This is a genomic window from Streptomyces sp. NPDC047042 (assembly GCF_040644035.1).
In the GTDB taxonomy this organism is placed as follows: domain Bacteria; phylum Actinomycetota; class Actinomycetes; order Streptomycetales; family Streptomycetaceae; genus Streptomyces.
On record NZ_JBEYVP010000075.1, the window covers coordinates 1 to 25586 of the forward strand.

Here is a 25586-nt window from a genome sequence, read left to right on the forward strand (position 1 = left end):
CCCGTCCGGCGTTTGAGGACGAGGCCGTTCAGGCCGAAGCGGGGGTCTGGGGGCGCAGCCCCCAGGGATGGGACGGGTAGGGGCGGCGGGGGCGAGGAAATGCTTACCTGCCGGGGCGTACCGTCACGTCGTTGATTTCCGCGTCTCTCGGGAGGTCCAGGGCCAGCAGGATTGTCGTCGCCACCGACTCCGGGTCGATCCACTTCGACGGGTCGTACTCCTTGCCCTCCTGCTGGTGAACCTTCTCCTGCATCGGACTCGCCGTCCGCCCCGGATAGACCGTCGTCACCCGCACACCCGCCCCGCGCTCCTCATGGCGCAACGAGTCCGCGAGGGCCTTGAGCCCGTGCTTGGACGCGGCGTACGCGGACCAGTCCGCACTCGCGTTCAGCCCCGCACCGGAGTTGACGAAGATCACCTGCCCCTGGGAGACCCGGAGTTGGGGCAGCAGGTGACGGGTGAGTTCGGCGGGGGCGATCAGGTTGACGTTCAGTTGGTGGCGCCACGTCTTGGGGGTCAGCTCGCCGACCGGGCCGAGATCCACCACCCCCGCGATGTGCAGCAGGGAGTCCACCCGTTCCGGCAGCGCCTGGTGGGAGAACGCCCAGGAGAGCCGGTCCGGGTCGGCCAGGTCGCCCACCAGGGTGCGCGCCCCCGGAAACTCCGCCGCCAGTTCCTTCGCACGCCCCGCGTCACGCGCGTGCAGCACGAGTTCGTCCCCGCGCGCGTGCAGCCGCCGCGCGACCGCCGCACCGATGCCCGACCCCGCCCCGGTGATCACATGTGTAGCCATGCCTGCCATGCTCGCATCACGGGGCCGTCCGTCACGCCGTTCCCCGGCTCTCCTCCAGGTACGCCAGCGCCCCCACCGGCTCCTGAGCGAAGAACACCAGGTCGGTGAGCGGGCGGGGCAGGAATCCCTCGGTCTCCATCCGGCGGAACTGTTCTTTCAGACCGTCGTAGAAGCCCTCGGTGTTCAGCAGCACCACGGGCACGTCCGTCCTGCCGTGCTTCTTCAGCTCCAGGATGTCCGTGGCCTCGTCGAGCGTGCCCGTGCCGCCGACCATGATCACGACGGCGTCCGCCTTCTCCAGCATCAGCCGCTTGCGCTCCCCGAGGTCCCGGGCGATCACCATCTCGTCGGCGCCCGGCCGCGCCTTGACGGCGAGGAAGTCCACCGAGACGCCCAGGAGCCGGCCGCCCGCCTCCTGCACCCCGTCCGCGACGACCTTCATCAGACCGACGTCCGAGCCGCCCCAGACCAGGGTGTGCCCGCCCTTGCCGAGCAGTTCCGCGAACTCCCGCGCGGGGCGCGTGTATCGGTCGTCCAGGTCGGCGGCGGAGAGGAAGACACAGATGTTCATGGCGTCACCGTACGCGGGCCGGATCGCCGGCGTTCCGGGGAACAACCCGGGCTCGCCGAACGCTCTTTCCACATGACGTCAGGACACACGATCACCATCGAGCAGCACCCCGAGCGCGTACGGGTCGTCCACGGCGGCCAGGTGCTCGCCGAGAGCGAGCGGGCCCTCGTCCTGCGCGAGACGGGCTGTCCCCCGCGCTACTACCTCCCTGCGACGGACGTCCGCCTCGACCTGTTGACGCCCTCCGAGACCCACACGTACTGCCCCTTCAAGGGCACGGCGTCCTACTGGTCCCTCCCGGACGCCGCGGACCTCGTCTGGGGCTACCCCGAGCCGAAGCCGGAGGTGGCCCTGATAAAGGACCACCTCTGCTTCTACGAGGTCGAGACCGCGTAGACCCCGCCCACTCCGTCCTACTCCACCGGTTCCGTCACGAACCGCACCCCCGCCTCCAGTTTCCGGGCCAGTGCCTGGGCCTCCTCCGGGGTCTCCGCGCCGACCGCGATGTGGCCGACGCGGTTCCACACCGAGCGGTGCTCGGCGACGACCGCGCCGGGGGCGATCGCCAGCTCGGCGTGGATCAGGGCGGGGTGGGCCAGTACGTCCTCCCAGCCCTCGATCGCCGTCAGGCGGCCGGGGGGCGGGGTGAGGAAGCGGATCGCGGAGCCTCGTACGGGCTTCAGCGCGGACTTGTCGACCGGCCTGCCCAGGACGTCGTCGTAGACCAGGCCGAACCACTCCAGGCCGGGAATGACGTACGGCAGCATGCGGTGGATCCAGCCGCCCGCGTTGCGTACGTGGACCTCGCCGAGGACCACGCCCCGCTCGGTCCACCACAGTTCGACGTGGAACTGGCCGAAACGCAGGTCCAGGGCCGTCAGGGCGGCGACGACCTGCTTCTCGATCTCGGCGGCCGTCTCGTCCGGCAGGATCGCCGGGATGACGTACTCGATCTCGAAGAAGTTGGGCGGCGGAAGCAGTTCCTTCGAGGTCAGGGCCAGGACGTGGGGGGCGCCGTCGATGAACACGCCCTCCGCGCTGTACTCCGGGCCCTCGACGAACTCCTCGACGATGAAGGAGGTGCCCTCGACATCCTTGCCCGGCAGGAACTCCAGGGCCGCCGCCAGTTCCGTCGCGGACTCGATACGGGTGACGCCCTCGCTGCCCATCGCGTCGCGCGGTTTCACCACCCAGGGTCCCGTCGAGGTGGTCAGGAAGTCGCGGGCCTCCCGCTCGTCCGAGCAGACCCGGAAGGCCGGCTGGAGGAAGCCCGCGGCGGTGAGGTGGGCGCGGGCCTCGTCCTTGGTGCGGACGCGGTGGACGGCGTCCGGCGCGTTGCCGGGCAGGCCCAGCGCGTCGGCGACCTCGGCGACGGCCTCCTGGGCCATCTCCCGTACGCCGAACACCACTTCGTACTTGTCCCCGGCCTCGATCCGCTCGCGTACCCAGGCGGCGCTCTCGCCGCGTACGGAGAAGTCGACGGCCGAGACGGTGTCGGCGAGGGCGCTGACGGTGGGGGTGGCCGCCAACGTGTCTTCCTGGTTGGTGACATGGATGCGCAGACCGCGGGCCTGGGCCTCACGGAGGGCCGCCTCTACGACGTCCACCCCCAGGGTGGCGTTTCCCGCGCCGCCGACGAAGAGGAGGTGAGGGCTGCTCGCCTCGGCCATGTGTGCTCCCGGAGAGTGGTGAAGTTGCGTTCGGTGGTGGGGCGTTCGGGTGGTGAAGGGGTGGGGTGGAGGGGTGCCGGTCAGGGCTTCAGCAGGAGCTTGCCGGTGGTGGCGCGGCTCTCCAGCAGTCGGTGCGCCTCGGCCGCGTCCGCGAGCGGGAAGGCCGCGTGCACGAGCGGCTTCAGCACTCCGGAGGCCAGGTGGCCGAAGACGGCACCGCCCGCCGCACGGAGCGTGTGGGCGTCGTACACGTAGTCCCTCATCGTGGGGCGGGTCAGGAACAACGAGCCGCCGCCCCGCAGGAGTTCGATGTCCAGCGGCGGTACGGGGCCGCTGGACAGCCCGCACAGCGCGAGCGTGCCCCGGCGGCCGAGGCTGCGCAGGCTGGTGAGATGGGTCGTGGCGCCGACCGAGTCGTAGACGACCCGCGCGCCCTGACCGTCCGTCACTTCCCGTACGGCGTCGTCGAACTTGTCGTACCCGAAGGTGTGGTGGGCGCCCGCCAGACGGGCGACCTCCTCCTTCTCAGGGGTGGAGGCGATCGCCACGACGGTGGCCCCGCGGGCGGCTGCCAGCTGGACCAGGAGCCGGCCGAGGCCGCCGGCCGCCGCCAGGACGACCACCGTCTCGCCCTCGGCGACGGGGTGCGTCTCGTGGGTGAGGTAGTACGCGGCGAGGCCCTGGAGCGTCACGGCGGCCGCGTCGGTGAGGTCGACGCCGTCGGGGACCGGGATCAGCTTGTCCTCGGGGACCACCGTGTACTCGGCGTAGGCGCCCAGCTGGGAGGCGTACGCGACCCGCACGCCCGGCGCGAACGTGCTCGCGCCCTCCCCGACCGCCTCCACCACACCGGCCGCCTCCTGGCCCGGGGTGAAGGGCGGCTCGGCGGGATAGGTGCCGTCGCGGTAGTAGACGTCGATGTAGTTGACGCCGGCGGCGGTGTTGCGGACCAGTGCCTGACCGGGGCCGGGGACCGGCAACTCGGTCTGCTCCGAACGGAGTTCGGACGGGCCGCCGGGCCGGGTGACGCGGATGGACTGCATGGTTGTCTTCCCACTCCTGGGTCGTGCCGTGCGGTTTTGTGCGGTCAGCTCATGAGGGGGCCACGGGGGTCTCCGCGGTGGAGTGCTCCGCCACGGTGTCCCCCACTGTGCTGCCGCCGGTGCTGCCGTTGGTGTTCTCGCCGAAGATGCCGAGGAAATAGTTGATGTCGGAGGTCAGCCCCTTCACCATGTCCCCGAGCCGGGACTCCCCGCCCGCGGCGAGACTCTGTTCGTGGTGCCTGCGGGTGCGGGCGGAGAACGGCAGTGCTCCCGTGGCGAAGTAGCGTATGGCACCGTCGCCCGCCCGGCGCGGAATGATCGCCGAGCGTGCCGAACGGCTCGCGCTGAACGGGATGTCGAGCCGTCCCTCCTCGAACGCGACCGGAATCTCCTTGTGGAGATCGGCCGTTGAGAGAATGGGCTCGACGATCTCGGCCACCTCCCGCAGGATCCACTCCAGTTCGGTGCCGATGCGGTCCTCGTCGAGCGTGATGAAGTCCAGGAGCGGGGAGTTGGCGCGCGAGGCGAGCAGCAGTCCGTCGATGTTGGCGCGGGTGTCGGGGATGCCGTGCGCCTCCTGGTAGGTCTTGCTGATCAGCTTGCTCGCGCCGCCGAGCCGGGCCACGAGGGCGCCGTAGAGGATGAGGTCCTCGGCGTGCGGCCGCTGCTTGGGGAAGACGCCCATGAACTCGTGGAGCACGGCGTGGACTTCGAGGCCTGCGGGCAGATAGCGGGCCGCCAGTTCGGGGATGGCCCGGAGGGCGGCGACATCCTGCTCGAAGTGGCCGCCCTGCGGGTACGCCACCGAGATGCACCGCACCCCTTCGCGCGCCGCCGCCACCGCCTCCAGGACGCTGATCGCCAGCGAGATGGACGGCGGTACGAGTACGGCGGTCAGGGTGCCGAACGTCTCACGGTCCACGACCAGTCCGTGCCGGGCCAGTTCACCGCACCGGGCGTCCACGTCCCGCCACGCCGCGAGGGACTCGGCGAGCGGGATGTCCTTGCAGTACGGCAGGTTGTACGAGATCCCGCCGCCCTCGAAGGAGGTGATGCCGGACGCCACCGTCACCTCGAACAGCAGCCGCGCGTCGGGGGTCCCGTGCCGGATCTCCAGCGGCGCCGCCACCGCCTCGTTGAGCTGCCGCCCCCGCTCCCAGCCGTGGGTGACCAGCGGATACCCGTTCAGGTCGGCGGGGTTGCGCTCCAGGACCCGGCGGGCGGTGTCGAACTGCTTCAGCCGGGTGTACGAGTCGATGGTGAGCGTGAGGATGTCGGGCCGGGCGTGCCGTTCCAGGTCCTGGAGCAGCGTCGTCATCTGGGCGTGCGAGCCGACCCCGCAGCGGGGTTGCAGCGCGAGCCGCCCCGCCGCCCGTGCGTCCCGCAGCACGTCGGCGACGGTGGGTTTGCCCAGCTCCCGTACGTAGGCCACGGACTCGGCGAGTTCGGGGATCGGCGGGCCGGTCTCGCTCATGAGGCGGAGACCGGGGCCGCCGCCGGGACGCGGGCCCTCAACTCGTCAAGTGTGCCGGGGAGTTCGTCCAGGTCGGACAGGACGACGTCGACGCCGAGCGCGTACAGCCGCTCGTGGTCGGCGGCGCCCTTGTAGCTGCCGACGGAGAGGTTGCCGCCGAGGATCACCGGGCAGCGCAGCTTGCCTGCGGCGCGAGCGGCGGGCAGGTCCTGGAGGTCGCCGTGGGCGTGGCCGTTGAGACTGCCGATGATCACCGCCTCGGCCTCGGGGTGTTCGGAGTAGGCCTCGGCGAATTCGGCCACCGAGGTGCAGGCGCCGAGATTGACCACCTGGAATCCTTCGGCGCGCAGTGCGTGGGCGATGAGGTGATTGGCCACGACATGGCTGTCGCTGGCCGCCACGCCGAGAATGACCGTGCGTTTCTCCACCGCGCGTGCTTGTTCTTGTTCCTGTATTTGTGCTTGTTCTTGTACTTGTGCTTTGTGGTGCTGCATGGCGGGCCCCCGGGATCTCGGACGGAATCGTGGGAAGGGTGTTCAGTCGTCGAATGCGGCGAACAGTTCCCGTTTGCTGACCTCACGCAGCCGCGCGACATTGAATTCCTCCGGATCGGCCGCGGAGAGCGAGTCGAAGACCAGATTGATCGCGGGCACGAGACCCCAGGCATGGTGGTAGGGCGGCCAGCCGGGGCTGCCCTTTTCCAGGTCCGCCTGGCGTTCGAAAATATAGTTCGCCCACTGCGGGGTGGACGGATACCGGTGATGGAAGTCGTGGACGACCGTGTCGCCGGTGAGGACGAGATAGCGGGCCGGCGCGTGCACGAAGAGCATGCGCAGGGTCCACACTCCCCAGGCGGCCGCCCGGCGCAGCGGCGGCAGCTCGGCGTCGGGTGCCGCCTCGCCGATGAAGATGGCGTTGGTGAGGCCGCCGAAGTACTCCTTGCCGCGCCTGACGGTGAGTTCGCGGCCCGGGAAGGTGTGCTTGACGCACAGCCGCAGGGTGTTGCTGATCTGGAAGAGCGGGATCAGCGGGACGAACCAGACGATCAGCAGGGCCGGCCAGGTGCCGGTCGGCACGGTGACCACCAGGGCGGTCAGGTAGAGGGCGAGGAAGGTCGCCTTCTCGGTCCGCGCCGAGCCGTGCCAGAACGAACGGGCGCGCGCCACCAGGAAGTTCAGATGGAACCAGGGTGACACCAGCTTGCCGAGGACGCGCCGCCACATCTGCCTGCGGGTCATCCCGGGGTGCAGGTCGAGGCTGACCAGGAAGGCCTGGACGGTGGGGTCGCGCAGCGTCATGTGATGGGCGGCGTGGTGGTCGCTTACGTGCTCGCGGCTGTAGCGGACGAAGTTCTGGATGACCAGCAGGCTGGAGGTGAGCCGGCCTATCGCGGTGTCCAGGCGGCGTCTGCGGTACATGTTCCGGTGGGAGCACTGGTGGTAGATCATCATCCGCAGGTTGCGCATGCCGTGCAGGGTGACGGCCCAGCCCACGGGTACCAGCAGCAGCCAGGCGCCGCCGAGAGCCAGTCCGGTGCAGCCGGCCACGACGCCGAGGGCCATGGAGAGATACGCCGTCAGAAGATGAAATCCGGGCGTCCACCAGGATATGGAAGTCTGTCCAGGTAATGCCTTTCCGGTGAAAATCGTGAGCGGGTACTGAGTGAACCGGGGCAGGGCGCGCATGGTTTCGCGGGGATCCGAGTAATCCGCAATGCCTTCGGTCCGGTAGCCATTGTCGATGGCTGCCATCGCACTCCTCTAGGTCAGGGATCTGAGGCGCCTGATATTCGGCCGCCCGGTCGGACGGCAGGGCATATCGGCACACGAGAGGTCTGTGACTGGGTGCGCGGTTGATCCTGGCAGGCGGTCGCCCGCAGGGTCAACCTTTTATCGGGAAACTGAAAGAAAAATGATCGGGAATGAATTGCAGGGCGCTACCCGGCGGTTGTACAGATAAATGGGTCGGTACAGGAAAAGGGGCCGGCCGCCCGTGAATTCACGCGGGTGTGGCGGGCGCGTCCTGGGTGCGGGGTGGTTCCGGCTCGGGGACGGGGTCGGGCAGGACCCTGCGGACCCGGACCGGCGAGAGGAAGACGGGCAGGAAGGCCGTCGACACGAACACGCCGCCCACCCACAACGTGGCCTGGACCCCGATGAGTTCGCCGAGTACGCCGGAGATGGCCGCACCGACCGCCAGGGCCCCCGTCAGCAGGAACCTGAACGTCGCGTTCATCCGGCCGAGCAACGAGCCGGGGGTCATCCGCTGGCGCAGGCTGACTCCGAGCACGTTGTCCATGCCCACCTTGAACATGGCCAAACACCATCCCGCGCCGGCCAGAAACAGCCACGGCCCCCGGTTTACCAAGGGCACGAGCAGCCCCGCCGGGGCCAGACACACCCCGGCCAGACCGAGCGTACGGCCGAATCCCAGCTTGGCGGCGATGGGTCGCGCGCTGCGGGCGCCGATCAGCAGGCCGATCCCGCCGGCGCCCCAGAACAGGCCCAACGCGGCCCCGGGCAGATCGAGTTCGCGGACGAACCAGATCGGCAGCATGGTGTTGATGACCGACGAGCCGAGGTTGGCGAGGGCCGCGGTGAGCACCAGCGCCCGCAGCTCCCGGTTGCCGAAGACATGTTGTACGCCCTCGGCGATCTGGCTGCGCAACCGGGCGCCCGCCCCGTTTTTCGTCCCGCCGGCCGGCGGAGTGCGCCGGATCGCGATGAGTCCGAGCCCGGAGGCCAGATAGGTGCCGGCCGAGACGAGCACGGCCGCCGGTGCGGTGAGCAGCGAGACCAGCCCACCGCCCGCGCTGCGGCCCAGTACGTTGCCGGCCGCGATCAGCGTGTTGATGTCGGCGTTGGCCTGAACGAGCGCCTCTTTGCCGACCAGTTGGGGCAGCACGCTCTGTGAACCCACGTCGAAGAACACCGTCGCACACCCGCTGAGCAGGACGACCGCGTAGAGCTGGGCCAGGGTGAGCGCGTCCAGCCACCAGGCCAGCGGCACGGAGGCGTAGAGCAGGGCGCGGCACAGGTCGGCGGCGATCAGCACCCGGCGATGGCTGAGCCGGTCCACCCAGGCCCCGGCCGGCAGGCCGATGACCAGGAAGGCGATCGTGCTCAGGGTGGCGAGGGCGCCGACCTGGCCGGGTCCGGCGTCCAGCGCGGCCACGGCGACCAGGGGTACGGCGACGTAACTGACGTTGCTGCCCAGTTGACTGAGCGCGGATGCGGTGAACAGCGTGCGGAAGTCGGCTGTCCGCCATGGGGAGTCGGGTCGCATGATCCGTTCGTCCGGTGGGGTCGGTGAAGGCGGAGGGAGAAGCGCGCGGCAGGACGGGAGCGGGTGGGGGGCTCCGCGGAACCTACGAGCGCGGCGGGTGTGCCGGCGGGCCCGGTACGCCGCAACAGAAAGGCGCAATTCCATGCCCTCTTGGCCGGAAAACACCTGCCGACAGATTGTTCATCCTTGCCCCCGTTCAGCTTCTTCCTCTTCGGGATGGCCGAAGTCCACCCCTGGAGGATGCCGTTGGAACCCGTTCACTTCCCAGGTTCCCGTCGCCATTTCATCGACTGTTCACAGTAGTTGTCCGAGCGATGCAGCATACTTCCGAAGTGCTCGGACGACCGGTGGACACTAGCCGGTCGGTGCGGTCCGAGCGCAAGGATCTCCGGTTTGCGCGTGTCCCGGCAAGCGGGTGAAGGAATTTTCGGGACTCGTTGACAACGACCGAAGAGAGATGTGATCGTCTGGGAGGTGCCGAGGGGGCGGCCACCCTTCTGTGCCAGTTTGTTGCGTACGTCGGAGCGACACCGCGAACCGTACTTGCGACACAGCACACTTCGTTTGCGCCACAGCACACACCACCGCCGACCGCAGCCCGATGACGATTCGGGCCGATTGGCGTGACGTTTCCGAGCTGCCCTCACCAGGGCCCTGCTCGTTCAGGGTCACCGACTTCAGTAAAGTTTGGGTGAAAAGCAAAGTGACTGCTCGTACCGCGCTCTTGATCGGTGCCGCCGGGGGAATTCTCTCGGAGGTGGCCAGAGGTCTCGCGAAGGAAGGCCACTCACTCGTCCTCTTCGACAGGAACGAGGAGACGGTCACCCGCCTCGCCGATGAACTCGCCGGGGTGACGAAGACCGAGGCGGTGGTCGGTGACATCACCGACATCCCGGCCGCCGAGCGACAGTTGACGGAGATCGTCGAGCGGCACGCTCCCTCCGTCCTGGTGAACGGGGTCGGCGGCGACACCCGGGTCATCGGCTACGCGGACCTCGACCGCAGCCATTTCGAACAGACCCATCTGGAGAACGTGATCAGCACCTGGATCGCGGTCAAGGTCTGCGCGCCCCGGATGGCCGAGGACGGTTACGGGCGCATCGTCAACTTCGCCTCGGCGGGCGGGCGTACATACAGCCACTTCAACAACGCCGCGTACGTCGGCGCGAAGGCCGCCGTGATCGGTATGACCAAGCAGCTGGCGTACGAACTGGCCGGCACCGGAGTGGTCGCGAACGTGGTCGCCCACGGGCCGATCGCCACCGACCGGGTCGCCGGCGCGTTCGAACGCCGTACCGAGGAGTCGAAGAAGGACGTCCTGGGGCGGCTGCCCATGGGGCGCTACGGCACGGTGGCCGAGGCTGTCGGCAGCGTGCTGCACCTGTGCTCCGAGAGCGCCGGCTACTCCACGGGAGCCGTGATCGACATCAACGGCGGCCTCTACATGTGATCTGTTCGCGGGCTGACCCGTGATCTCCCGGCGCGGCGCGCTACGCGCGTCGGCCTGAATCCCACTGCAAGGAGCTGGGTGTGGCGAAGTTTGTCGTCGAATTCGAGTACAACGTCGACCGGGCCGGCCGTCAGGGCCTGCATCCGGCGCATGCAGAGAACCTCTACCGGCTGGCCGACAACGGTGTCCTGCTGCTCGGCGGACCACTGGTCGGCGAGAACTCGGGACTCCTCGTGTACGAGGTGGAAACACGCGAGGAACTGCAACGGATCCTCGACGACGAACCCTATGTCAAGGGCGGCCTGGTGGCCCGGACGCGAATTCAGGAATGGGCTCCGGGCAAGGGGAGCTGGATAGCCGCATTGAACTCTTCGCACAACGCTTCAGAGGAAGTTCCGGCCATTGAGGGAGCCCGCTGATATGACCGTCACGACCGAGACTCCCGACACCGGTGTGGCCCTGGGAACCGATACCCCGGTGTCCTTCGCTCTCGACTCCCTGCACGCCGGAATCGTCGATCCGGGCATGGACTCCATGCGCATCCTCAGTGAGACGGCACTGCGTTTCCCCGACGCGCTCTCATTCTCCTCGGGAGCGCCCTACGACGGAAACCATGATCTGGCCAATCTCACCTTCTACACCGAGCGCTATATCAAGCATCTGCGCGACAAGGGTGTCCCCGAACAACGCATCACGCGGCTGCTGTTCCAGTACGGGCCCGTCAACGGCCTGATCCAGGACGAGGTCGCCCTGATGCTGAAGCAGGACGAGGGCATCGACGTCCCGCCCGAAGCGATCATGATCACACACGGCTTCCAGGAGGCCGCCCTGGTCGCCCTGCGCGGCCTGTTCGCCTCCCCCGACGACGTCCTGCTGTCGGTGTCCCCGGCGTATGTCGGCATCCTGGGGGCCGCCCGGATGCTGGACATCCCCGTACGAGGCATCCTGGAGGGCCCCGAGGGGCTCGACCCGGAGACTGTACGTGCGGCGGCCCGTGCCGTGCGCGCCGAGGGCAGGCGCCCGGCCGCTCTCTATCTGGTGCCGGACTTCTCCAACCCGACGGGTTCGGTGCTGCCGCTCGCCGCGCGGGAACGCCTGCTGGAGGTGGCCGCCGAGGAGGACTTCCTGATCCTGGAGGACAACCCCTACGGGTTGTTCGCGCGGGACGGCGAGTCGATGCCCACCCTGAAGTCCCTGGACGCCCTGGGCAGGGTGCTCTACCTCGGCTCGTTCGCCAAGTCGGCGTTCCCTGGCGCCCGGCTCGGTTATCTGGTCGCCGACCAGGAGGTCACCGACGCCGGCGGCACCACTCGTACGCTGGCCCAGACCCTGTCCAAGGCCAAGGCGATGTACAGCGTCGGCTCATCCACCCTCTCGCAGGCCGTGATCGGCGGCTTCCTGGTCGAGCAGGGCTACGATCTGCGGTCCGCCACACGGGAGTTGGCGGCGGTCTACCTGGAGCGGCTGGACGCGGTGCTGGCCGCGCTGGCCGAGGAGTTCCCGGCCGGCGGCGACCACGGCGTCAGCTGGAACACCCCGCGCGGCGGTTTCTTCCTGACCCTGAAGGTGCCGTTCACCGCCGACCTGGCGGCCATGGAGCGCTCCGCCCGTGATTTCGGGGTGAGTTGGGCGCCGATGAGCATGTTCTATCTCGAGGGCGGCGGCGACCGCGAGATCCGGCTCGGCTTCAGCAACCTGGCTCCCGAGGCGATTCGGGAAGGCATCGCCAGGCTGGCACGCTTTGTCGCGGACACTCCCCGCGACATACCCGGAGGACAGTAATGAGCACCACGCACGACAGCCCAACCGGCCCTGTACCCACGGCCGTTGTGGTCGACGGCTATGGAGCCGGCAACTTCTATCCCGCCGCGTTCAACGCGCTCGGCGCCCGGGTGGTCCATCTGCAGACCACGGCTGAGCTGATGCCGACGATGCTCGCGCCGAACCTGACGGCGTACGAGGACAACCTCGTCAGCCCCGACGAGGCGACGCAGGCCGAACTGGTCGGCGCGCTCTCCCCGGTCGCCGTGGTGCCGGGGCAGGAGTTCGCGGTGGAGGCGGCCGACCGGGTCAGCGAGGCGCTCGGGGTGAAGTCCAACGGCACCGCGCTCACCCCGGCCCGCCGGGACAAGTACGAGATGATCGAGACGCTGCGCCGCGCGGGGGTGCGCTGCGCCGACCAGTTCAAGAGCGACGACGCCTCGCTGATCGTCAAGTGGGCCGAGGACCATGGCAGTTGGCCGGTCGTGGTGAAGCCGCTCGACTCGGCCGGCTCGGACTCCGTGTTCGTGTGCCGGGACGCCGCCGAGGTGCGGAGCGCGGCGGAGACGATCCTGTCCGGCGGGACGCTGTTCGACGTCGCGGTCACCACCGAGGCGCTGGTCCAGTCGTATCTGAAGGGCACCGAGTACATCGTCGACACGGTCAGCGCGGACGGCCACCAGTATGTGTGCGGGGTCTGGGAGTACGAGAAGACGCTGCTGCCGACCGGCCGCAACATCTACAACCGGGACATCCTGGTGGCCCCGGACGCCGACCCCGTACCCGCCCTGATCTCGTACGTCACCGAGGTCCTCGCGGCGCTCGAGGTGCGTTGGGGGCCGACGCACGCGGAGGTCATCGTCACGGACGAGGGCCCGGTGCTGGTGGAGATCGCCACCCGCCTCAACGGCAATCTGAACCCGGCCTTCCACGATCTGTGCCTGGGCCACAACCAGGCCGGTCTTTCGGCGCTGGCGTACCTCCGCCCGGAGGAGTTCGTCCGCCGGTACGGCGGCGGGGTGTACCGCAAGCTCCAGTCCGGCTACACGTACAACGCGCCGACCGCGCTGGACGGCGTCGTGACGGCCGTCGACCAGGAGGCCGTGGCGGCCATCGAGGCGCTGTCCAGCACCGTCGTCACCGGCGTCAAGTACCGCCCCGGCTCCCGTATCCGGCCCACGGCCGACCTGATGACGGCCGCGCTGCGGATCTGTCTGACCTCGCCCGACGAGGCCCGGCTGGCCGCCGACTACGAGCGGGCCAGGGTGCTCAAGGACGCGGTCTATCAGGTGAGTTGACCAGAGAGCGGGCCAGGACCTCGGGCTCGGCCCGCTCAGCTCCACGTACTCAGTCCAGGGGGAGGATTCGCAGTGCACAGCCGTATGGGCCTGTTCCTTTCGCCCGTTCACGAGACGGGCCAGGATCCGCATCTGGCGATCCACCGCGACCTCGAGCTGGTGGAGCTGGCCGACCGGCTCAACTTCGACGAGGCCTGGTTCGGCGAGCACCACACGCTGGGCTGGGGGCTGGTGGGCGCCCCGGAGACCCTGATCGCCGCCGCGAGTCAGCGGACCCGGCAGATCAGACTGGCCCACGGGGTGGTGCCGCTCTCCGGGCACCACCCCTTCCATGTGGCCTCCAGGGCCGTACATCTGCATCACCTCACCCGGGGCCGCTACCTCCTGGGGGTTGGGCCCGGTGTGCCGTTCGACGCCGCGATGTTCGGTCTGGACGGCCCGACGCAGCGTGCGCGGCTCGCCGAGGCGCTGCCGACCCTGCTCGAACTCGTCAACGGCGAGGAGCGGATCACGCAGCGCACCGACTGGTACCAACTGGTCGACGCCAGGCTCCAGTTGCCCCGCTTCGGTCCCGACCCGATCGAGGTGGCGCTGGCCACCTCCGGCACCTCGGTGAGCAGTCCCCGGCTGATCGGCCGGTACGGGCTGAGCATGACCTCCTTCGCGCTGCCCTTCGGACTGCCGGCGAAGGAGGGCTCACAGCACCTGGGCCTGGCCCAGCAGTGGAAGCACGCCGAGGAGGCGGCCGACGAGTACGGGCGGACCCTGCGCCGCGAGGACTGGCGCATCGCCCTCCCGGTGCATGTCGCCGAGACCCGCGCCCAGGCCTTCGCCGAGGTCCGCGAGGGCTACGACCGGTGGGTCTTCGAGTACTTCGGCCGGATCTCCGGACGGGAGGTCCTCGCGCCCGGCGCCGACCGGCACCGGGCGCTGGAGGACCGGGTGGCGGCGGGCGGCGCGCTGGTCGGTTCGGTCGACGACGTGGTGTCCCAGATCCGATGTATGGAGGAGGCGACCGGCGGTTTCGGCACGCTCCTCGTGTACGTCGCCGACTGGACGTCGTACGAGAACACGGACCGCGGTCTGGGCCTCCTGGCCCGGCAGGTGGCCCCGCGGATCAACGGCGCCGCCGCCAGGCCGCAGGAGGCCGCCGACCGGGCGGTCGCACGGCGGGGCCGGTAACCGGCCCCCCGGACAGCGTTCACACATCCGACGGTGTCGTCCCGGAGAACCCGGCGACGACGCCGCCCGAATCGAGCCAACAAGCCGAGGGAGAAGCTGAAGTCGTGGGCGGTTCGTACTGGCAAGAGCACTGGAACACGCGTCGCGTCCCCTTCCAGGAGGAGTGCCGACGGGCCCGGGCGGCGCTGCTGGCCGACCTCGGGGACCCGGCGGCCACCCAGAGACGGGTCCTCGCGGACGTCGTCGAACTGTGCCGGGACTCCCTGCACTGGAAGGAGAACGGCTACGACACGGTCGGCACCGACGACAAGAGCTTCCGGGACACCCTCCCGGTACGGCGCTACGACCACTTCACGGCCGAGATCGACCGCGAGACCCGGACCAAGGGCGGTGTCCTGTCCTGCAGCCCGGTCCTGCGCTGGCTGAAGACGAGCGGCACCACCGGGGCACCGAAGCGCGTCCCGTACACACTGCACTGGCTGCTGAACTACCGGGTCCCGGCGATGCAGGCCATGTGGGGGACGTATCTGGACCTCCACCCGGCGCTCCTCGACCATCCGTACGCCACCCTGGACACCCAGACGGTCCACGAGAACGTCGACGACTTCCTGTACGGCGTCCAGTACCAGGCGATCAGCAACCGGCATCCGCGGATCAACAGCCGTGACTGGAACCCGCCGTGGTCCGCGGCCCCCTGGTTCGGAGTGGAGGCGCCCACCTCGCACACGGGCCGGATGTACCACCGCATCCGCCATTTCGTGGGCCGGCGGCTGGAGTTCATCACGGCGATCAACCCCAGCACACTCATCTCGCTGCGCGACCTGATCGCCGAGCACGGCCCCGACCTGGTGCGCGACCTGGCCGCGGGCACCCTGGAGGGCCGGCCGTACGGTGATCCCGACCCGGAGGCCGCCGCGCACCTCCAATCGGTCCTGGACCAGGGCGAGTTCACCCTCAAGGACGTGTGGCCCTCGCTCGGCGCCTACAGCTGCTGGCTGTCCTCGTCCGCCGGGCTCTACCGCTCGAAGCTGGACGCGGTGCTGCCCGGGGTGCGCGCGATGCCGTTCATGAGCTGCGGCACGGAGGGTGTCACGACGCTCCCGGTGGACCCCTCGCTGGACAGCCAGCCGCTCGCGGTCAACCAGGCGTTCTTCGAGTTCGTGCCGGCGGAGGTCGAGCTGGGCAGGCTCCTGGACGCGGGCGAGCGGATCGACACGCTGCTGTTCGACGAGGTCGAGGCGGGCCGCGACTACCACCTGATCATGACGCAGGCCAACGGCCTCTACCGGCTGTGGAGCGGCGACATCTACCGCGTCGACCGGATCTCCGACGGCGTTCCGTGGATCCACTTCGTGCACCGCGACGGCGTCTTCCACTCCTTCACCGGCGAGAAGATCACCGAGGCCCAGGTCACCCAGGCGATAGAGCAGGCGCTGGCCGCGTACGGCCTCGAGGGCGGCCTCTATCTCTGCGGGCCGCGCTGGGCCGAACCCCCGCACTATGTCGTGGTCGGCGAAGTCCCGCGCCCCGGCGCCGAGTTGGACCACCGGCTGTCCGACGCGGTGGACCGCGCGCTCGCCGCCATCAACATCGAGTACGCGAGCAAGCGCACCAGCGGTCGCCTCGGCGCGCTGGAGTTCCGCACCGTCGCCCACGACAGCATCGCCGCGTACACCGAGTCCCGGCGGCAGCGCGGCAACACCACCCAGTACAAGTACAGCCCCTTCCAGAAGGACACCGATTTCGTCGCCGACCTGGTCGGCGGGGCGGGAGTATCCCGGTGATCGAGACCAAGAGGCCGCCGCAGAACGTACGCCGCGAGATCATCACGCTCTCCGTGGACGGCACCGACCTCGCGCTGCATCTGTGGCGTCCGCGCGGTGGGACCAAGGGCGCGGTCTTCTACTTCCACGGGCTGCAGTCCCACGCGGGCTGGCTGTGGGAGGTGGGGCCGCAGTTCGCCGACAACGACATCGCCTTCTTCGTGCTCGACCGGCGCGGCAGCGGCATCAGCGGCGGCGAACGCCAGGACGTGCCGGACGTCGCCACGATCGTCACGGACTACGCCACCGCGATCGCCCATGTCCGTGAACTGATCGGCGACGACGTCCCGTTGACCCTGTTCGGGCACTGCCTGGGCGGCTCCTTCCTGGCGGCCCTGCTGCACCATCCCGACTTCACCGTCCGCTACGACGCCACCGTCTTCTGCTCGACCTGGCTGGGCCGGCTGCACGCGGTGCTCGGCGACGAGGAACGGGCGGCGCTGGCCGCCGAGACCGGCACCGAGCCGTGGGACGCGGGCCTGAAGTCGGCGGACTTCACGGACGATCCCCGCTACCGGGAGTTCATCGACAACGACGACCTGGCCGCCCGTACCCTGACCCGGCGTTCACGAGCGGTTTTGCTGGCCCTGGAGCAGGTCTACCTCTCCCCCGACCGCCGCCGACTCCCGGACGTTCCGGCCGCGTTCGTGTCCGGGCTGACCGATCCGATCGTGGATCTCGACGCGACCCGCGGGGTCTTCCAGGAGCTGTTCTCCGACCGAGGCCTGGTCGTCCAGTTCCCCACCGACCGGCACTACCTCTTCTACACGGACGTCAGCCGCAGTCTGGTCGACTGGACGTCCACGCACACCCTGCTCCAGGGGCTGGACCGTGGCGTCTGAGGCGCGGCTGTACCGGGTGGCGCTGCCGATGCGCGTCGGTTTCGACCACCCGGCGGCCCGCCGCCGCACCAGCGACAGCCTGGTGCTGCGCCTGAGCGTCGACGGCGCGACCGGCATCGGGGAGTGCGCACCCCGCTCGTACGTCACCGGTGAGAGCACCGACAGCGTGACGGAGGCTCTCGGACGCGTCCCGCTGCACGCCCTGTTCGGCCGGCTGCGTACGACACCACCGGCGGACCTCGCCGCCCAACTCCGCGCCGACGGCTTCGAGTCGACGTTCCCCGAGCTGTTCGCCCACACCCTGGGGACAGCGCCCGGCACCAACCTGGTGTGCCTGCTGGAGACGGCCGTACTGGACCTGCTCTGCCGTCAGCTGGGCATCCCTGTCGGCGAGTTGCTGTTCCCGGGCGGCTCCGAACTGCTGTCCCTGCCCGTGTCCCAGGTGCTGGATCTGAGCATCGGCGTCGAGGAGTTCCTCGATACGCGCGGGCCCTTCCACTTCGTCAAGGTGAAGGCGTCCGACGACATCGGGCGGGACATCCGCACGGTCGGCGCGATCAGACGGCGTCTCGGCGCGGACGTGCCGGTGATGGTGGACGCCAACATGAGCTGGACCCCGGAGACGGCCGCGCCCCACGCGCGCCGGCTGCTCGAGGCCGGTGTGGACCTCGTCGAGGAACCGCTCCCCCGCCGATCCTGGGCCGATCTGCGTGCCCTGCGCCGGGAGACGGGCGTCCGCGTCCTGCTCGACGAGTCGGTGTGCACGGCGGCGGACGCGCGTGCCGCGGTGGCCGCCGGGGCGTGCGACGCGGTGAACGTCCGGGTGTCCAAGAACGGCGGGCTGCTCGCCTCGGCCCGGCTGACCGAGTACGCCCGTGCCGAGGGCCTGGGCTTCCAGATCGGCGTCCAGGTCGCCGAGACCGGCCCGCTGATCAACGCGAGCCGGGCGCTGGCACTGCGCAGCCCCGATGCCCTGACCGTCGAGGCCGGCCAGTCCGACCGTTTCTTCGCCGAGACCGACGCGATCGTCTCCCCGCGCCCGCTGGTGGACCGCCGTACCAACACGATCGTCCCCGCCGAAGGCCCCGGATTCGGCCTGCGTCTGACCGAACGGGCGGACCGCTGGACGGCCCTGACCTGGACGGACCACGGCTGGCAGCCGACCACCGACACCACCGCCCCACAGCCGGAAACCGAACTGCCGGAACTAGAGGAGAGCGCCCGATGACGGTCCTGTTCGAATGCGAGTACGAGGGTGAGCGGTACATCGGGTACGGCACCCCCGAGGACACCGTCCTCACCCTCTTCCCTCTGGCCGGCACCGACCCGCGCGCCGCGGTCCTGGCGGCCGACGGCGACATCCCCGCCCTCCTCTCCACGCTGACCGACGGCCGCGAACCGGTCACCGCGGCCGTGACGGACGTACGCTTCCGGCCGCCGCTGCTGCCCGACTCCATCGGGGACGCGCTGGTCAGCGGGTTCATGGCCACCCACAACGTGAAGGCGGACTCGGGGGCGCCGACCCAGCCCAACTGGTTCTTCAAGGGCCTGGGCGAGGTCCTGAAGGTCTCCGGCGAGCCGCTGCGCGTGCCGCAGGACGCCGTCGCGGTGACCGAGGAGGCCGAGGTCGTCCTCGTGTACGTGGGTGACGCGGACGGTACTCCGAAGTACGCCGGGTACACCTTCGGCAACGACCTCACCGACATCGGCCGGTTCAAGCGGCACGCCGGGCATCTGTCGTACGCGAAGCTGTGCGACGCGGGCGTGGCCCCGTACCTCTTCCTGGGGACACCGCCGCAGCAGGTCACCGGGCAGGTCACCGTCGAGCGGAACGGGGAGCGGGCCTGGCAGGGGCCGTTCACCACCGGGGTGAAGGCCCTGCACTACGGGCTGCGGGACATGACGGCCGGGCTCTTCGCCAACGCGTCGCTGCTGCACCCGGGCCGGGTGCACTACGTCTACCTCGGCGCGGACCGCAGCAGCTTCCACCACGGTTTCACGACGGCCGACCGCGACCGCGTGACGATCGACTTCGCCACGCACGGGGTGCGGCTGTCCCATCCCCTGCACTGGGGATGAGACGTGGGGACGAGACGGCGGGCGGTGGTCGTACGGCGGCTCAGACGGCGTTCGCCGTGGCCCGGTTCGTCGTGGCGATCGTCGCCGAGCCGACCACGCGCGTGCCGTCGTACAGGACGATCGCCTGGCCCGGCGCCACCCCGCGAACGGCCTCGGTGAACGTGACCTCCAGGGTGCCGTCGACCAGTTCGGCGCGCACCTCGGTCTCGCCGCCGTGTGCGCGCAGCTGGGCGGTGTAGGTGCCGGGGCCGGTAGGGGCCGCTCCGCACCAGCGGGGCCTGATGGCGGTGAGGGCGTCGACGTCGAGGGAGGCGGCCGGGCCGACCGTCACCGTGTTGTTCACCGGGGAGATGTCCAGGACGTAGCGCGGCTTGCCGTCGGCGGCCGGGGTGCCGATGCGCAGGCCCTTGCGCTGCCCGATGGTGAAGCCGTACGCGCCCTCGTGCGTGCCGATCTTCGCGCCGGACTCGTCGACGATGTCACCCTCGGCGCGGCCCAGGCGGTTCGCCAGGAAGCCCTGGGTGTCGCCGTCGGCGATGAAGCAGATGTCGTGCGAGTCGGGCTTCTTGGCGACCGCGAGGCCGCGCCGCTCGGCCTCCGCGCGGATCTCGTCCTTGGTGGTGAGGGTGTCGCCGAGGGGGAACATCGCGTGGGCGAGCTGACGGTCGTCGAGCACCCCGAGGACGTACGACTGGTCCTTGGCCATGTCGGAGGCGCGGTGCAGCTCGCGCGTCCCGTCCTCACGGAGGATCACCTGGGCGTAGTGGCCGGTGCAGACGGCGTCGAAGCCGAGGGCGAGGGCCTTGTCGAGGAGCGCGGCGAACTTGATCTTCTCGTTGCAGCGCAGGCACGGGTTGGGGGTGCGCCCCGCCTCGTACTCGGCGACGAAGTCGTCCACCACGTCCTCGCGGAAGCGCTCGGCGAGGTCCCACACGTAGAACGGGATGCCGATGACGTCGGCCGCGCGGCGCGCGTCCCGGGAGTCCTCGATGGTGCAACAGCCACGCGCGCCCGTGCGGAACGACTGCGGGTTCGCGGACAGGGCGAGGTGCACGCCCGTCACGTCGTGGCCGGCTTCGGCCGCGCGGGCGGCGGCTACGGCGGAGTCCACGCCGCCGGACATGGCGGCCAGTACGCGGAGGGGCTGCTGCGAGGTGTGAGTCATAACCCCTCAAGGGTACGGGGCGCCGGGAACCGGGGCGCGCGAGTATCCGTTCACGCAGACATGGAGGAAACACAGGCTCGGCGTGACACCGGCCGCGGCCTTTCGCGGGACATCCCCCAGCAGTCGCGCAGCGAGGGCCACGGCGGGGCTTCGCGGGACGGCGACCGGCGGATCGGGCGGCGCGCCCTGCTCATCGGCGGGGCAGTGGCCGCTGTCGCCACGGGTGTGCTCGCGCGCGACGAGCTGAAGCATCTGTGGTGGCGGGCGCCCGGGGTGTCGAAGCCGCGCAAGGAGGGCGAGGTCGACTACGCGGGGGCGCGCTGGGTGGCGGCCTCGTCGGCGAACTGGCGGATGGCGGACCGGCCCGACGACTACACGGTGGACCGGGTGATCATCCATGTCACGCAGGGCAGCTTCGCCAGCGCGGTGAAGGTCTTCCAGGACCCGGGGCACGGCGCGGCGGCGCACTACGTCGTCCGCAAGGACGGGCGGATCACCCAGATGATCCGCGAGCTGGACGTGGCCTTCCACGCGGGCAACCGGGAGTACAACGAGCGGAGCGTCGGCATCGAGCACGAGGGCTTCGTGGAGAAGCCCGAGGACTTCACGGACGCGATGTACGCGGCCTCGGCGCGGCTGACGGCGAGGGTCTGCGCGCGGTACGGCATACCCGTCGACCGGGAGCACATCATCGGGCATGTGGAGGTACCGGGCACGGACCACACCGACCCCGGGAAGGGCTGGGACTGGAAGAAGTACCTGCGGCTCGTCGAGGAGGCGGGCAGGGTTTCCGCCTGAGACCCCGCACCTTGACCCCTATGTGACGCAAGTCACACGCACATGATGCCGTGAGCTGTTCGGGTGTGTCGGCCGCCCGATGTGTCCCACGCGCCGAAGATGACCTGCGGATCCCCAACCCGGCATCTCGGCAAGGGAGTTGACGTACAGGGCCATCGCACAGGCTCCTGGGCTCGCTCCAATTCTGGCCTCAGTCCTTACACAGGGCTTAGCCCAACGATCCACAGCCATGAACATGACCCAGAACACAGATCCCGCCGACGACGCGAACAAGCGGCCGAAGAGCCGGGGCGGCAAGGGCCTGCACCGACGGAAGTTCCTCGGCGGAATGGCCGGCATCGGCCTGGGCGCCGTGGCCGCCGCGGGCGCCACCTTCGGACTGCTGACCGAGGCGGAGCGCAAGGCCAGCGCGGCGACGAACACGGGCGCGCTCCCCATCCCGGACCTGCTGGAGGGCACCACCACCGACGGCACCACCACCTTCACCCTGGAGGCGAAGGGCGGCACCAGCGAGGTACTCAAGGGCGTCACCAGCACCACCGCCGGCTACAACGGCTCGTTCCTCGGCCCGACCATGAAGTGGACCAGCGGCGACAAGGTCCTGCTGAACATCACCAACAGCCTCACCGAGGAGACCACCGTCCACTTCCACGGCGCGCATGTGCCGCCCTCGATGGACGGCGGCCCGCAGAACGCCTTCGCGGCCGGCGGCACCTGGGCGCCCACCTTCACCGTCCTGGACGAGGCCAAGACCCTCTGGTACCACCCGCACGCCCTGGGCACCACGGCCAAGCAGGCCACCCACGGGCTCGCCGGGATGATCATCGTGGAGGACGACTCCCCCGCCTCCGCCGCCCTGCCCAGTGACTACGGCGTCGACGACATCCCGCTCGTCTTCCAGTGTCTGGCCGTCTCGGCCGCGGGGGACATCAAGTACGACCAGACCGGCTACCTCACCTCCGGCCTCAAGTACCCGGTACTGGTGAACGGCGCCAACGTCGACGACACCACACTCACCTTCAACGCCACCAAGACCCGCAACCGGTTCCGGGCGCTCAACGCCTCGCCGTCCGACATCATCACCATCAAGCGCAGCGACGGCGGCAAGCTGACCCAGATAGCCACCGACCAGGGCTATCTGACGGCGCCGACCGGGGTGGACAGCATCCGGCTGGTGGCCGGCGCCCGCGCCGAGTTCGTCATGGACGTCACCGACGACGTCACGCTCCAGGTCGTCATCACGACCGGCTGGATCCGCGGCGGCTCCGGCACCTACGACTTCCTCAGCGTCGCGGCGGGCGGCAGCGACACCCCGGACGACCTCCCGGGCAGCCTCAACACCATCGAGCGGTACGACACCACCGACTTCACGGCGCGCACCATCACGCTCAGCAACACGGGCACGTCGATGAAGATCAACGGTTCGAGCGGTCTCACCATGGCCAGCATGGCCATGATCAGCACCACGCTGGGCGCCAAGGAGATCTGGACGATAACCAACGCCTCCCAGCTGGAACACTCGTTCCATCTGCACGACGTGCCCTACCAGCTCGTCTCGATCAACGGCGCGGCGCCCACGGGGGTCGACCTCGGCTGGTTCGACACGTACGAGGTCGTCGGCGGTGGGTCGATCAAGATAGCCATGGAGTTCACCGACTTCGCCGACGACTCCTACATGTACATGCTGCACTGCCATCTTCTGCAGCACGAGGACGAGGGCATGATGGCGTCCCTGATGGTCACGGACGGCTAGCCGCTACGCCTGGCCGTTACGCCAGTCCCGCCGCGCGCGCCCGCTCCACCACCGGGGCGATGACCTTGGCGACCGCCTCGACGTCGGCCTCCGTGGAGGTGTGGCCGAGGGAGAAGCGGAGGGTGCCGCGGGCCAGGTCCGGATCGGTGCCGACGGCGAGGAGGACATGGCTGGGCTGGGCCACCCCGGCGGTGCAGGCGGAACCGGTGGAGCACTCGATGCCCTGGGCGTCGAGCAGCAGCAGCAGGGAGTCGCCCTCGCAGCCGGGGAAGGTGAAGTGGGCGTTGGCCGGCAGCCGGTCCACCGGATCGCCGCCGAGGATGGCGTCCGGAACCGCCGTACGGACCGCCGTGACCAGGGCGTCGCGCAGGGCGCCGATCTCGCGGGCGAACCAGCCCTGTTGTTCGGCGGCGAGCCGCCCGGCCACGGCGAAGGAGGCGACGGCCGGCACATCGAGGGTGCCGGACCGTACGTGCCGTTCCTGCCCGCCGCCGTGCAGCACGGGTACGGGGCTGTACTCGCGGCCCAGCAGCAGCGCGCCGATGCCGTACGGGCCGCCGACCTTGTGGCCGGAGACGGTCATCGCGGCGAGCCCGGAGTCCGCGAAGGAGACGGGCACCTGGCCGAAGGCCTGCACGGCGTCGGCGTGCAGCGGGACCCCGAACTCGTTCGCCACGTCGGCGAGTTCACGCACCGGCATGATCGTGCCGAGCTCGTTGTTGGCCCACATCACGGTGGCCAGGGCGACGCTTTCCGGGTCACGGGCGACGGCCTCGCGCAGGGCGTCGGGGTGGACGCGGCCGTACCGGTCGACCGGGAGGTACTCGACGACGGCGCCCTCGTGTTCGCCGAGCCAGTGCACGGCGTCGAGCACGGCGTGGTGCTCGACGGGGCTGGCGAGGACACGGACGCGGGCCGGATCGGCGTCCCGGCGGGACCAGTACAGCCCCTTGACGGCGAGGTTGTCGGCCTCGGTGCCGCCCGAGGTGAACACGACCTCGCTGGGCCGGGCACCGAGCGACTCGGCGAGCGTCTCGCGCGCCTCCTCGACCGTACGCCTGGCTCTGCGGCCGGCCGCGTGGAGTGAGGAGGCGTTACCGGTGACGCCCAGCTGCGCGGTCATCGCCTCGACCGCTTCCGGAAGCATCGGGGTGGTCGCTGCGTGGTCGAGGTATGCCATGGTGCCGTGATTCTACGGCGCCGGTCAGAAGCTCCACGAGACGGTGCTGTCCAGCTGCATCAGGGTGACCAGTACGACCAGGTCGGCGATGCCCAGGCCGAGGCCGAGGAGGGCGCGGCCGCGCCGCTTGGTGCCGCGCCAGAGGGCGACGACGGCCAGCGTGATCGCGACGGGGCCGAGGACGACGTTGAGGACGAGCAGACCCAGCAGGCCGAGGACGAAGGAGGCGACGGCCATGCTGTCGGCGTCGCGGGGGGCCGTGCGCTCGGTGGGGCCGGTGGCGGAGGCGGTGAGTTGCATGGTGATCAGCTCCGACGGGCGAGGCGCTCACGGAGCGCGAAGATGCCCAGCCAGGCGGCGATGCCGACGGCGGCCAGGACGGTGAACGAGAACGGGAGATGGGCGACGGTGCCCATCACCATGCCCAGCAGCAGTAGGGCGGCTACGAGGAAGAACATGGGAGGAGATCCCTTTCGTTACAGTTCAGTGAACGCTTGTAGTAACACTTGTTCACTGACTCCCTAGCCTAGCGCGCTTCCCGGCTTTTCAATTACAGAGAACAGTTGTTAACTGCATGGCATGAGTCACACTCTCGGCATCCGGCAGGCCCAGAAGCAGAAGACCCGTCAGGCGCTCCTGGACGCGGCGCTCGGCCTGCTGGAGGACCAGAGTCTGAGCAGCCTCGGTCTGCGCGAGGTGACTCGGGCCGTGGGAGTCGCTCCCACGGCCTTCTACCGCCACTTCCGCTCGACCGCCGACCTCGGCATCGCCCTGGTCGAGGAGGCGCTCGGCAGCCTCCACCCGATGATCGGTACGACGGTGTCGGGGTCCGGCGACACCGAGGACCGCATAGTCCGCGCGGTCGACCTGATCGCCGGTCACGTCCAGGCGCAGCCCGCCCACGTCCGTTTCATCGCGCGCGAGCGACACGGCGGGGTCCAGTCGGTCCGCGAGGCCATCCGGGACCAACTGGCCCGCTTCACCGAGGAGGTGCGGGACGCGCTGGCCGAACAGCCCGAGTCCGAGGGCTGGTCCGAGGAGGACCTGCTGATGCTCGCGGGCCTGTACGTCGACCAGATGCTGATCACGGCGTCCCAGTTCCTGGAAACCCTGGACGCGCCGGCGACACAGCGCGAGCAGGTGGCCCACCTGGCAACCAGACGGATGCGGCTGATCGCCATCGGCCGAGGCCACTGGCTGACCTGACCACCCCGGAGACCCCACCCCCTGGGCGGCACGCCGATCCGTCGAGCGCGCTGCACGCACATCCCGCGCCGGGACCGCCGGGCAGCCCGGCCGTGCCACCGGGCCCCGGGGCGGCCGGGCCGCCAGGGCTGCCAGGGCTGCGGGGTGAGCCGCACGGTCCGCCGGGGCCGCCGGGCGGCCGGGCGGCCGGGGGCCGGGCGGCCGGGGGCCGGG

General features: G+C 69.9%; 25 protein-coding genes. 13 read left to right on the top strand and 12 right to left on the bottom strand.

Annotation, left to right across the window (positions count from 1 at the left end; translation table 11 throughout):
* Positions 1–103: 103 nt before the first annotated feature.
* Together ABZ855_RS46635 and ABZ855_RS46640 are read right to left on the bottom strand one after the other, a co-directional pair.
* Positions 104–802 carry an SDR family oxidoreductase gene (locus ABZ855_RS46635; protein ID WP_360819604.1) on the bottom strand — a complete coding sequence of 233 codons (699 nt, stop codon included), beginning with the start codon at positions 800–802 and terminating at the stop codon, positions 104–106.
* A gap of 22 nt (positions 803–824) precedes the next feature.
* Entirely contained in the window at positions 825–1364 is a 540-nt protein-coding gene (locus ABZ855_RS46640; protein ID WP_360819607.1) for a TIGR00730 family Rossman fold protein, read from the bottom strand.
* A gap of 72 nt (positions 1365–1436) precedes the next feature.
* On the opposite strand from ABZ855_RS46640, the gene ABZ855_RS46645 reads away from it, so the two are divergent.
* Positions 1437–1760 (top strand): DUF427 domain-containing protein, encoded by a 324-nt coding sequence (locus ABZ855_RS46645; RefSeq protein WP_360819610.1) that lies wholly within the window; start codon positions 1437–1439, stop codon positions 1758–1760.
* A 17-nt stretch (positions 1761–1777) separates the two neighbouring features.
* On the opposite strand, the gene ABZ855_RS46650 is transcribed toward ABZ855_RS46645, so the two are convergent.
* From ABZ855_RS46650 to ABZ855_RS46675, 6 genes are all read right to left on the bottom strand, one after another.
* A complete protein-coding gene (locus ABZ855_RS46650; RefSeq protein ID WP_360819613.1) occupies positions 1778–3034 on the bottom strand; it encodes an ATP-grasp domain-containing protein in 1257 nt (418 codons plus the stop codon).
* 80 nt (positions 3035–3114) lie between these two features.
* Entirely contained in the window at positions 3115–4077 is a 963-nt protein-coding gene (locus ABZ855_RS46655) for a quinone oxidoreductase (protein ID WP_360819616.1), read from the bottom strand.
* A gap of 49 nt (positions 4078–4126) precedes the next feature.
* The gene (locus ABZ855_RS46660) at positions 4127–5551 is read right to left on the bottom strand and encodes a methylaspartate mutase (RefSeq protein ID WP_360819619.1); all 1425 of its coding nucleotides are present in this window, start codon (positions 5549–5551) and stop codon (positions 4127–4129) included.
* On the bottom strand, positions 5548–5979 hold the full coding sequence (locus ABZ855_RS46665; RefSeq protein ID WP_360819622.1) for a cobalamin-dependent protein: 432 nt from the start codon (positions 5977–5979) through the stop codon (positions 5548–5550). Before ABZ855_RS46665 ends, ABZ855_RS46660 begins: the two co-directional genes overlap by 4 nt.
* 108 nt (positions 5980–6087) lie before the next feature.
* Positions 6088–7113, bottom strand: coding sequence for a fatty acid desaturase (locus tag ABZ855_RS46670; protein WP_360819624.1), 1026 nt, complete (start codon positions 7111–7113; stop codon positions 6088–6090).
* A gap of 436 nt (positions 7114–7549) precedes the next feature.
* Positions 7550–8836 (bottom strand): MFS transporter, encoded by a 1287-nt coding sequence (locus tag ABZ855_RS46675; protein ID WP_360819627.1) that lies wholly within the window; start codon positions 8834–8836, stop codon positions 7550–7552.
* A gap of 703 nt (positions 8837–9539) precedes the next feature.
* Between ABZ855_RS46675 and ABZ855_RS46680 the strand changes: the two genes are divergently transcribed.
* From ABZ855_RS46680 to ABZ855_RS46720, 9 genes are all read left to right on the top strand, one after another.
* Positions 9540–10286: an SDR family NAD(P)-dependent oxidoreductase gene (locus ABZ855_RS46680; RefSeq protein ID WP_360819630.1), complete on the top strand. Its 747-nt coding sequence runs from the start codon at positions 9540–9542 to the stop codon at positions 10284–10286.
* An 80-nt stretch (positions 10287–10366) separates the two neighbouring features.
* A complete protein-coding gene (locus ABZ855_RS46685; RefSeq protein ID WP_360819633.1) occupies positions 10367–10705 on the top strand; it encodes a YciI family protein in 339 nt (112 codons plus the stop codon).
* 1 nt (position 10706) lies between these two features.
* Entirely contained in the window at positions 10707–12068 is a 1362-nt protein-coding gene (locus ABZ855_RS46690) for a PLP-dependent aminotransferase family protein (RefSeq protein WP_360819636.1), read from the top strand.
* Positions 12068–13345 (top strand): ATP-grasp domain-containing protein, encoded by a 1278-nt coding sequence (locus ABZ855_RS46695; RefSeq protein WP_360819639.1) that lies wholly within the window; start codon positions 12068–12070, stop codon positions 13343–13345. The genes ABZ855_RS46690 and ABZ855_RS46695 overlap by 1 nt, the downstream gene beginning before the upstream one ends.
* Before the next feature lie 72 nt (positions 13346–13417).
* Complete coding sequence (locus ABZ855_RS46700) at positions 13418–14527, top strand: LLM class flavin-dependent oxidoreductase (RefSeq protein ID WP_360819642.1); 1110 nt, start codon at positions 13418–13420, stop codon at positions 14525–14527.
* Positions 14528–14631: 104 nt separating this feature from the next.
* Positions 14632–16311, top strand: coding sequence for a GH3 auxin-responsive promoter family protein (locus tag ABZ855_RS46705; RefSeq protein ID WP_360819645.1), 1680 nt, complete (start codon positions 14632–14634; stop codon positions 16309–16311).
* Positions 16308–17192: an alpha/beta fold hydrolase gene (locus tag ABZ855_RS46710; protein WP_360819648.1), complete on the top strand. Its 885-nt coding sequence runs from the start codon at positions 16308–16310 to the stop codon at positions 17190–17192. Before ABZ855_RS46705 ends, ABZ855_RS46710 begins: the two co-directional genes overlap by 4 nt.
* Positions 17182–18420: an enolase C-terminal domain-like protein gene (locus tag ABZ855_RS46715; RefSeq protein WP_360819651.1), complete on the top strand. Its 1239-nt coding sequence runs from the start codon at positions 17182–17184 to the stop codon at positions 18418–18420. Before ABZ855_RS46710 ends, ABZ855_RS46715 begins: the two co-directional genes overlap by 11 nt.
* On the top strand, positions 18417–19271 hold the full coding sequence (locus ABZ855_RS46720) for an FAH family protein (RefSeq protein WP_360819654.1): 855 nt from the start codon (positions 18417–18419) through the stop codon (positions 19269–19271). Before ABZ855_RS46715 ends, ABZ855_RS46720 begins: the two co-directional genes overlap by 4 nt.
* Positions 19272–19311: 40 nt before the next feature.
* Here the strand turns inward: ABZ855_RS46720 and mnmA are convergent, their stop codons facing one another.
* The gene (mnmA, locus tag ABZ855_RS46725; protein WP_360819657.1) at positions 19312–20436 is read right to left on the bottom strand and encodes a tRNA 2-thiouridine(34) synthase MnmA; all 1125 of its coding nucleotides are present in this window, start codon (positions 20434–20436) and stop codon (positions 19312–19314) included.
* Between the two features lie 60 nt (positions 20437–20496).
* Between mnmA and ABZ855_RS46730 the strand changes: the two genes are divergently transcribed.
* Both ABZ855_RS46730 and ABZ855_RS46735 read left to right on the top strand, forming a co-directional pair.
* Positions 20497–21234: an N-acetylmuramoyl-L-alanine amidase gene (locus ABZ855_RS46730; protein ID WP_319209491.1), complete on the top strand. Its 738-nt coding sequence runs from the start codon at positions 20497–20499 to the stop codon at positions 21232–21234.
* A 235-nt stretch (positions 21235–21469) separates the two neighbouring features.
* Positions 21470–22987 carry a multicopper oxidase domain-containing protein gene (locus ABZ855_RS46735; RefSeq protein WP_360819660.1) on the top strand — a complete coding sequence of 506 codons (1518 nt, stop codon included), beginning with the start codon at positions 21470–21472 and terminating at the stop codon, positions 22985–22987.
* A gap of 16 nt (positions 22988–23003) precedes the next feature.
* Here the strand turns inward: ABZ855_RS46735 and ABZ855_RS46740 are convergent, their stop codons facing one another.
* The 3 genes from ABZ855_RS46740 to ABZ855_RS46750 are packed head-to-tail and all read right to left on the bottom strand — an operon-like array spanning position 23004 to position 24625.
* Complete coding sequence (locus tag ABZ855_RS46740; RefSeq protein ID WP_360819663.1) at positions 23004–24167, bottom strand: cysteine desulfurase family protein; 1164 nt, start codon at positions 24165–24167, stop codon at positions 23004–23006.
* Positions 24168–24191: 24 nt separating this feature from the next.
* Positions 24192–24467, bottom strand: coding sequence for a DUF4190 domain-containing protein (locus ABZ855_RS46745; RefSeq protein WP_360819666.1), 276 nt, complete (start codon positions 24465–24467; stop codon positions 24192–24194).
* A 5-nt stretch (positions 24468–24472) separates the two neighbouring features.
* On the bottom strand, positions 24473–24625 hold the full coding sequence (locus tag ABZ855_RS46750) for a hypothetical protein (protein ID WP_360819669.1): 153 nt from the start codon (positions 24623–24625) through the stop codon (positions 24473–24475).
* 121 nt (positions 24626–24746) lie between these two features.
* Here ABZ855_RS46750 and ABZ855_RS46755 point away from each other — a divergent pair, with 121 nt between their 5' ends.
* Positions 24747–25373, top strand: coding sequence for a TetR family transcriptional regulator (locus ABZ855_RS46755; RefSeq protein WP_360819672.1), 627 nt, complete (start codon positions 24747–24749; stop codon positions 25371–25373).
* Positions 25374–25586: the final 213 nt, after the last annotated feature.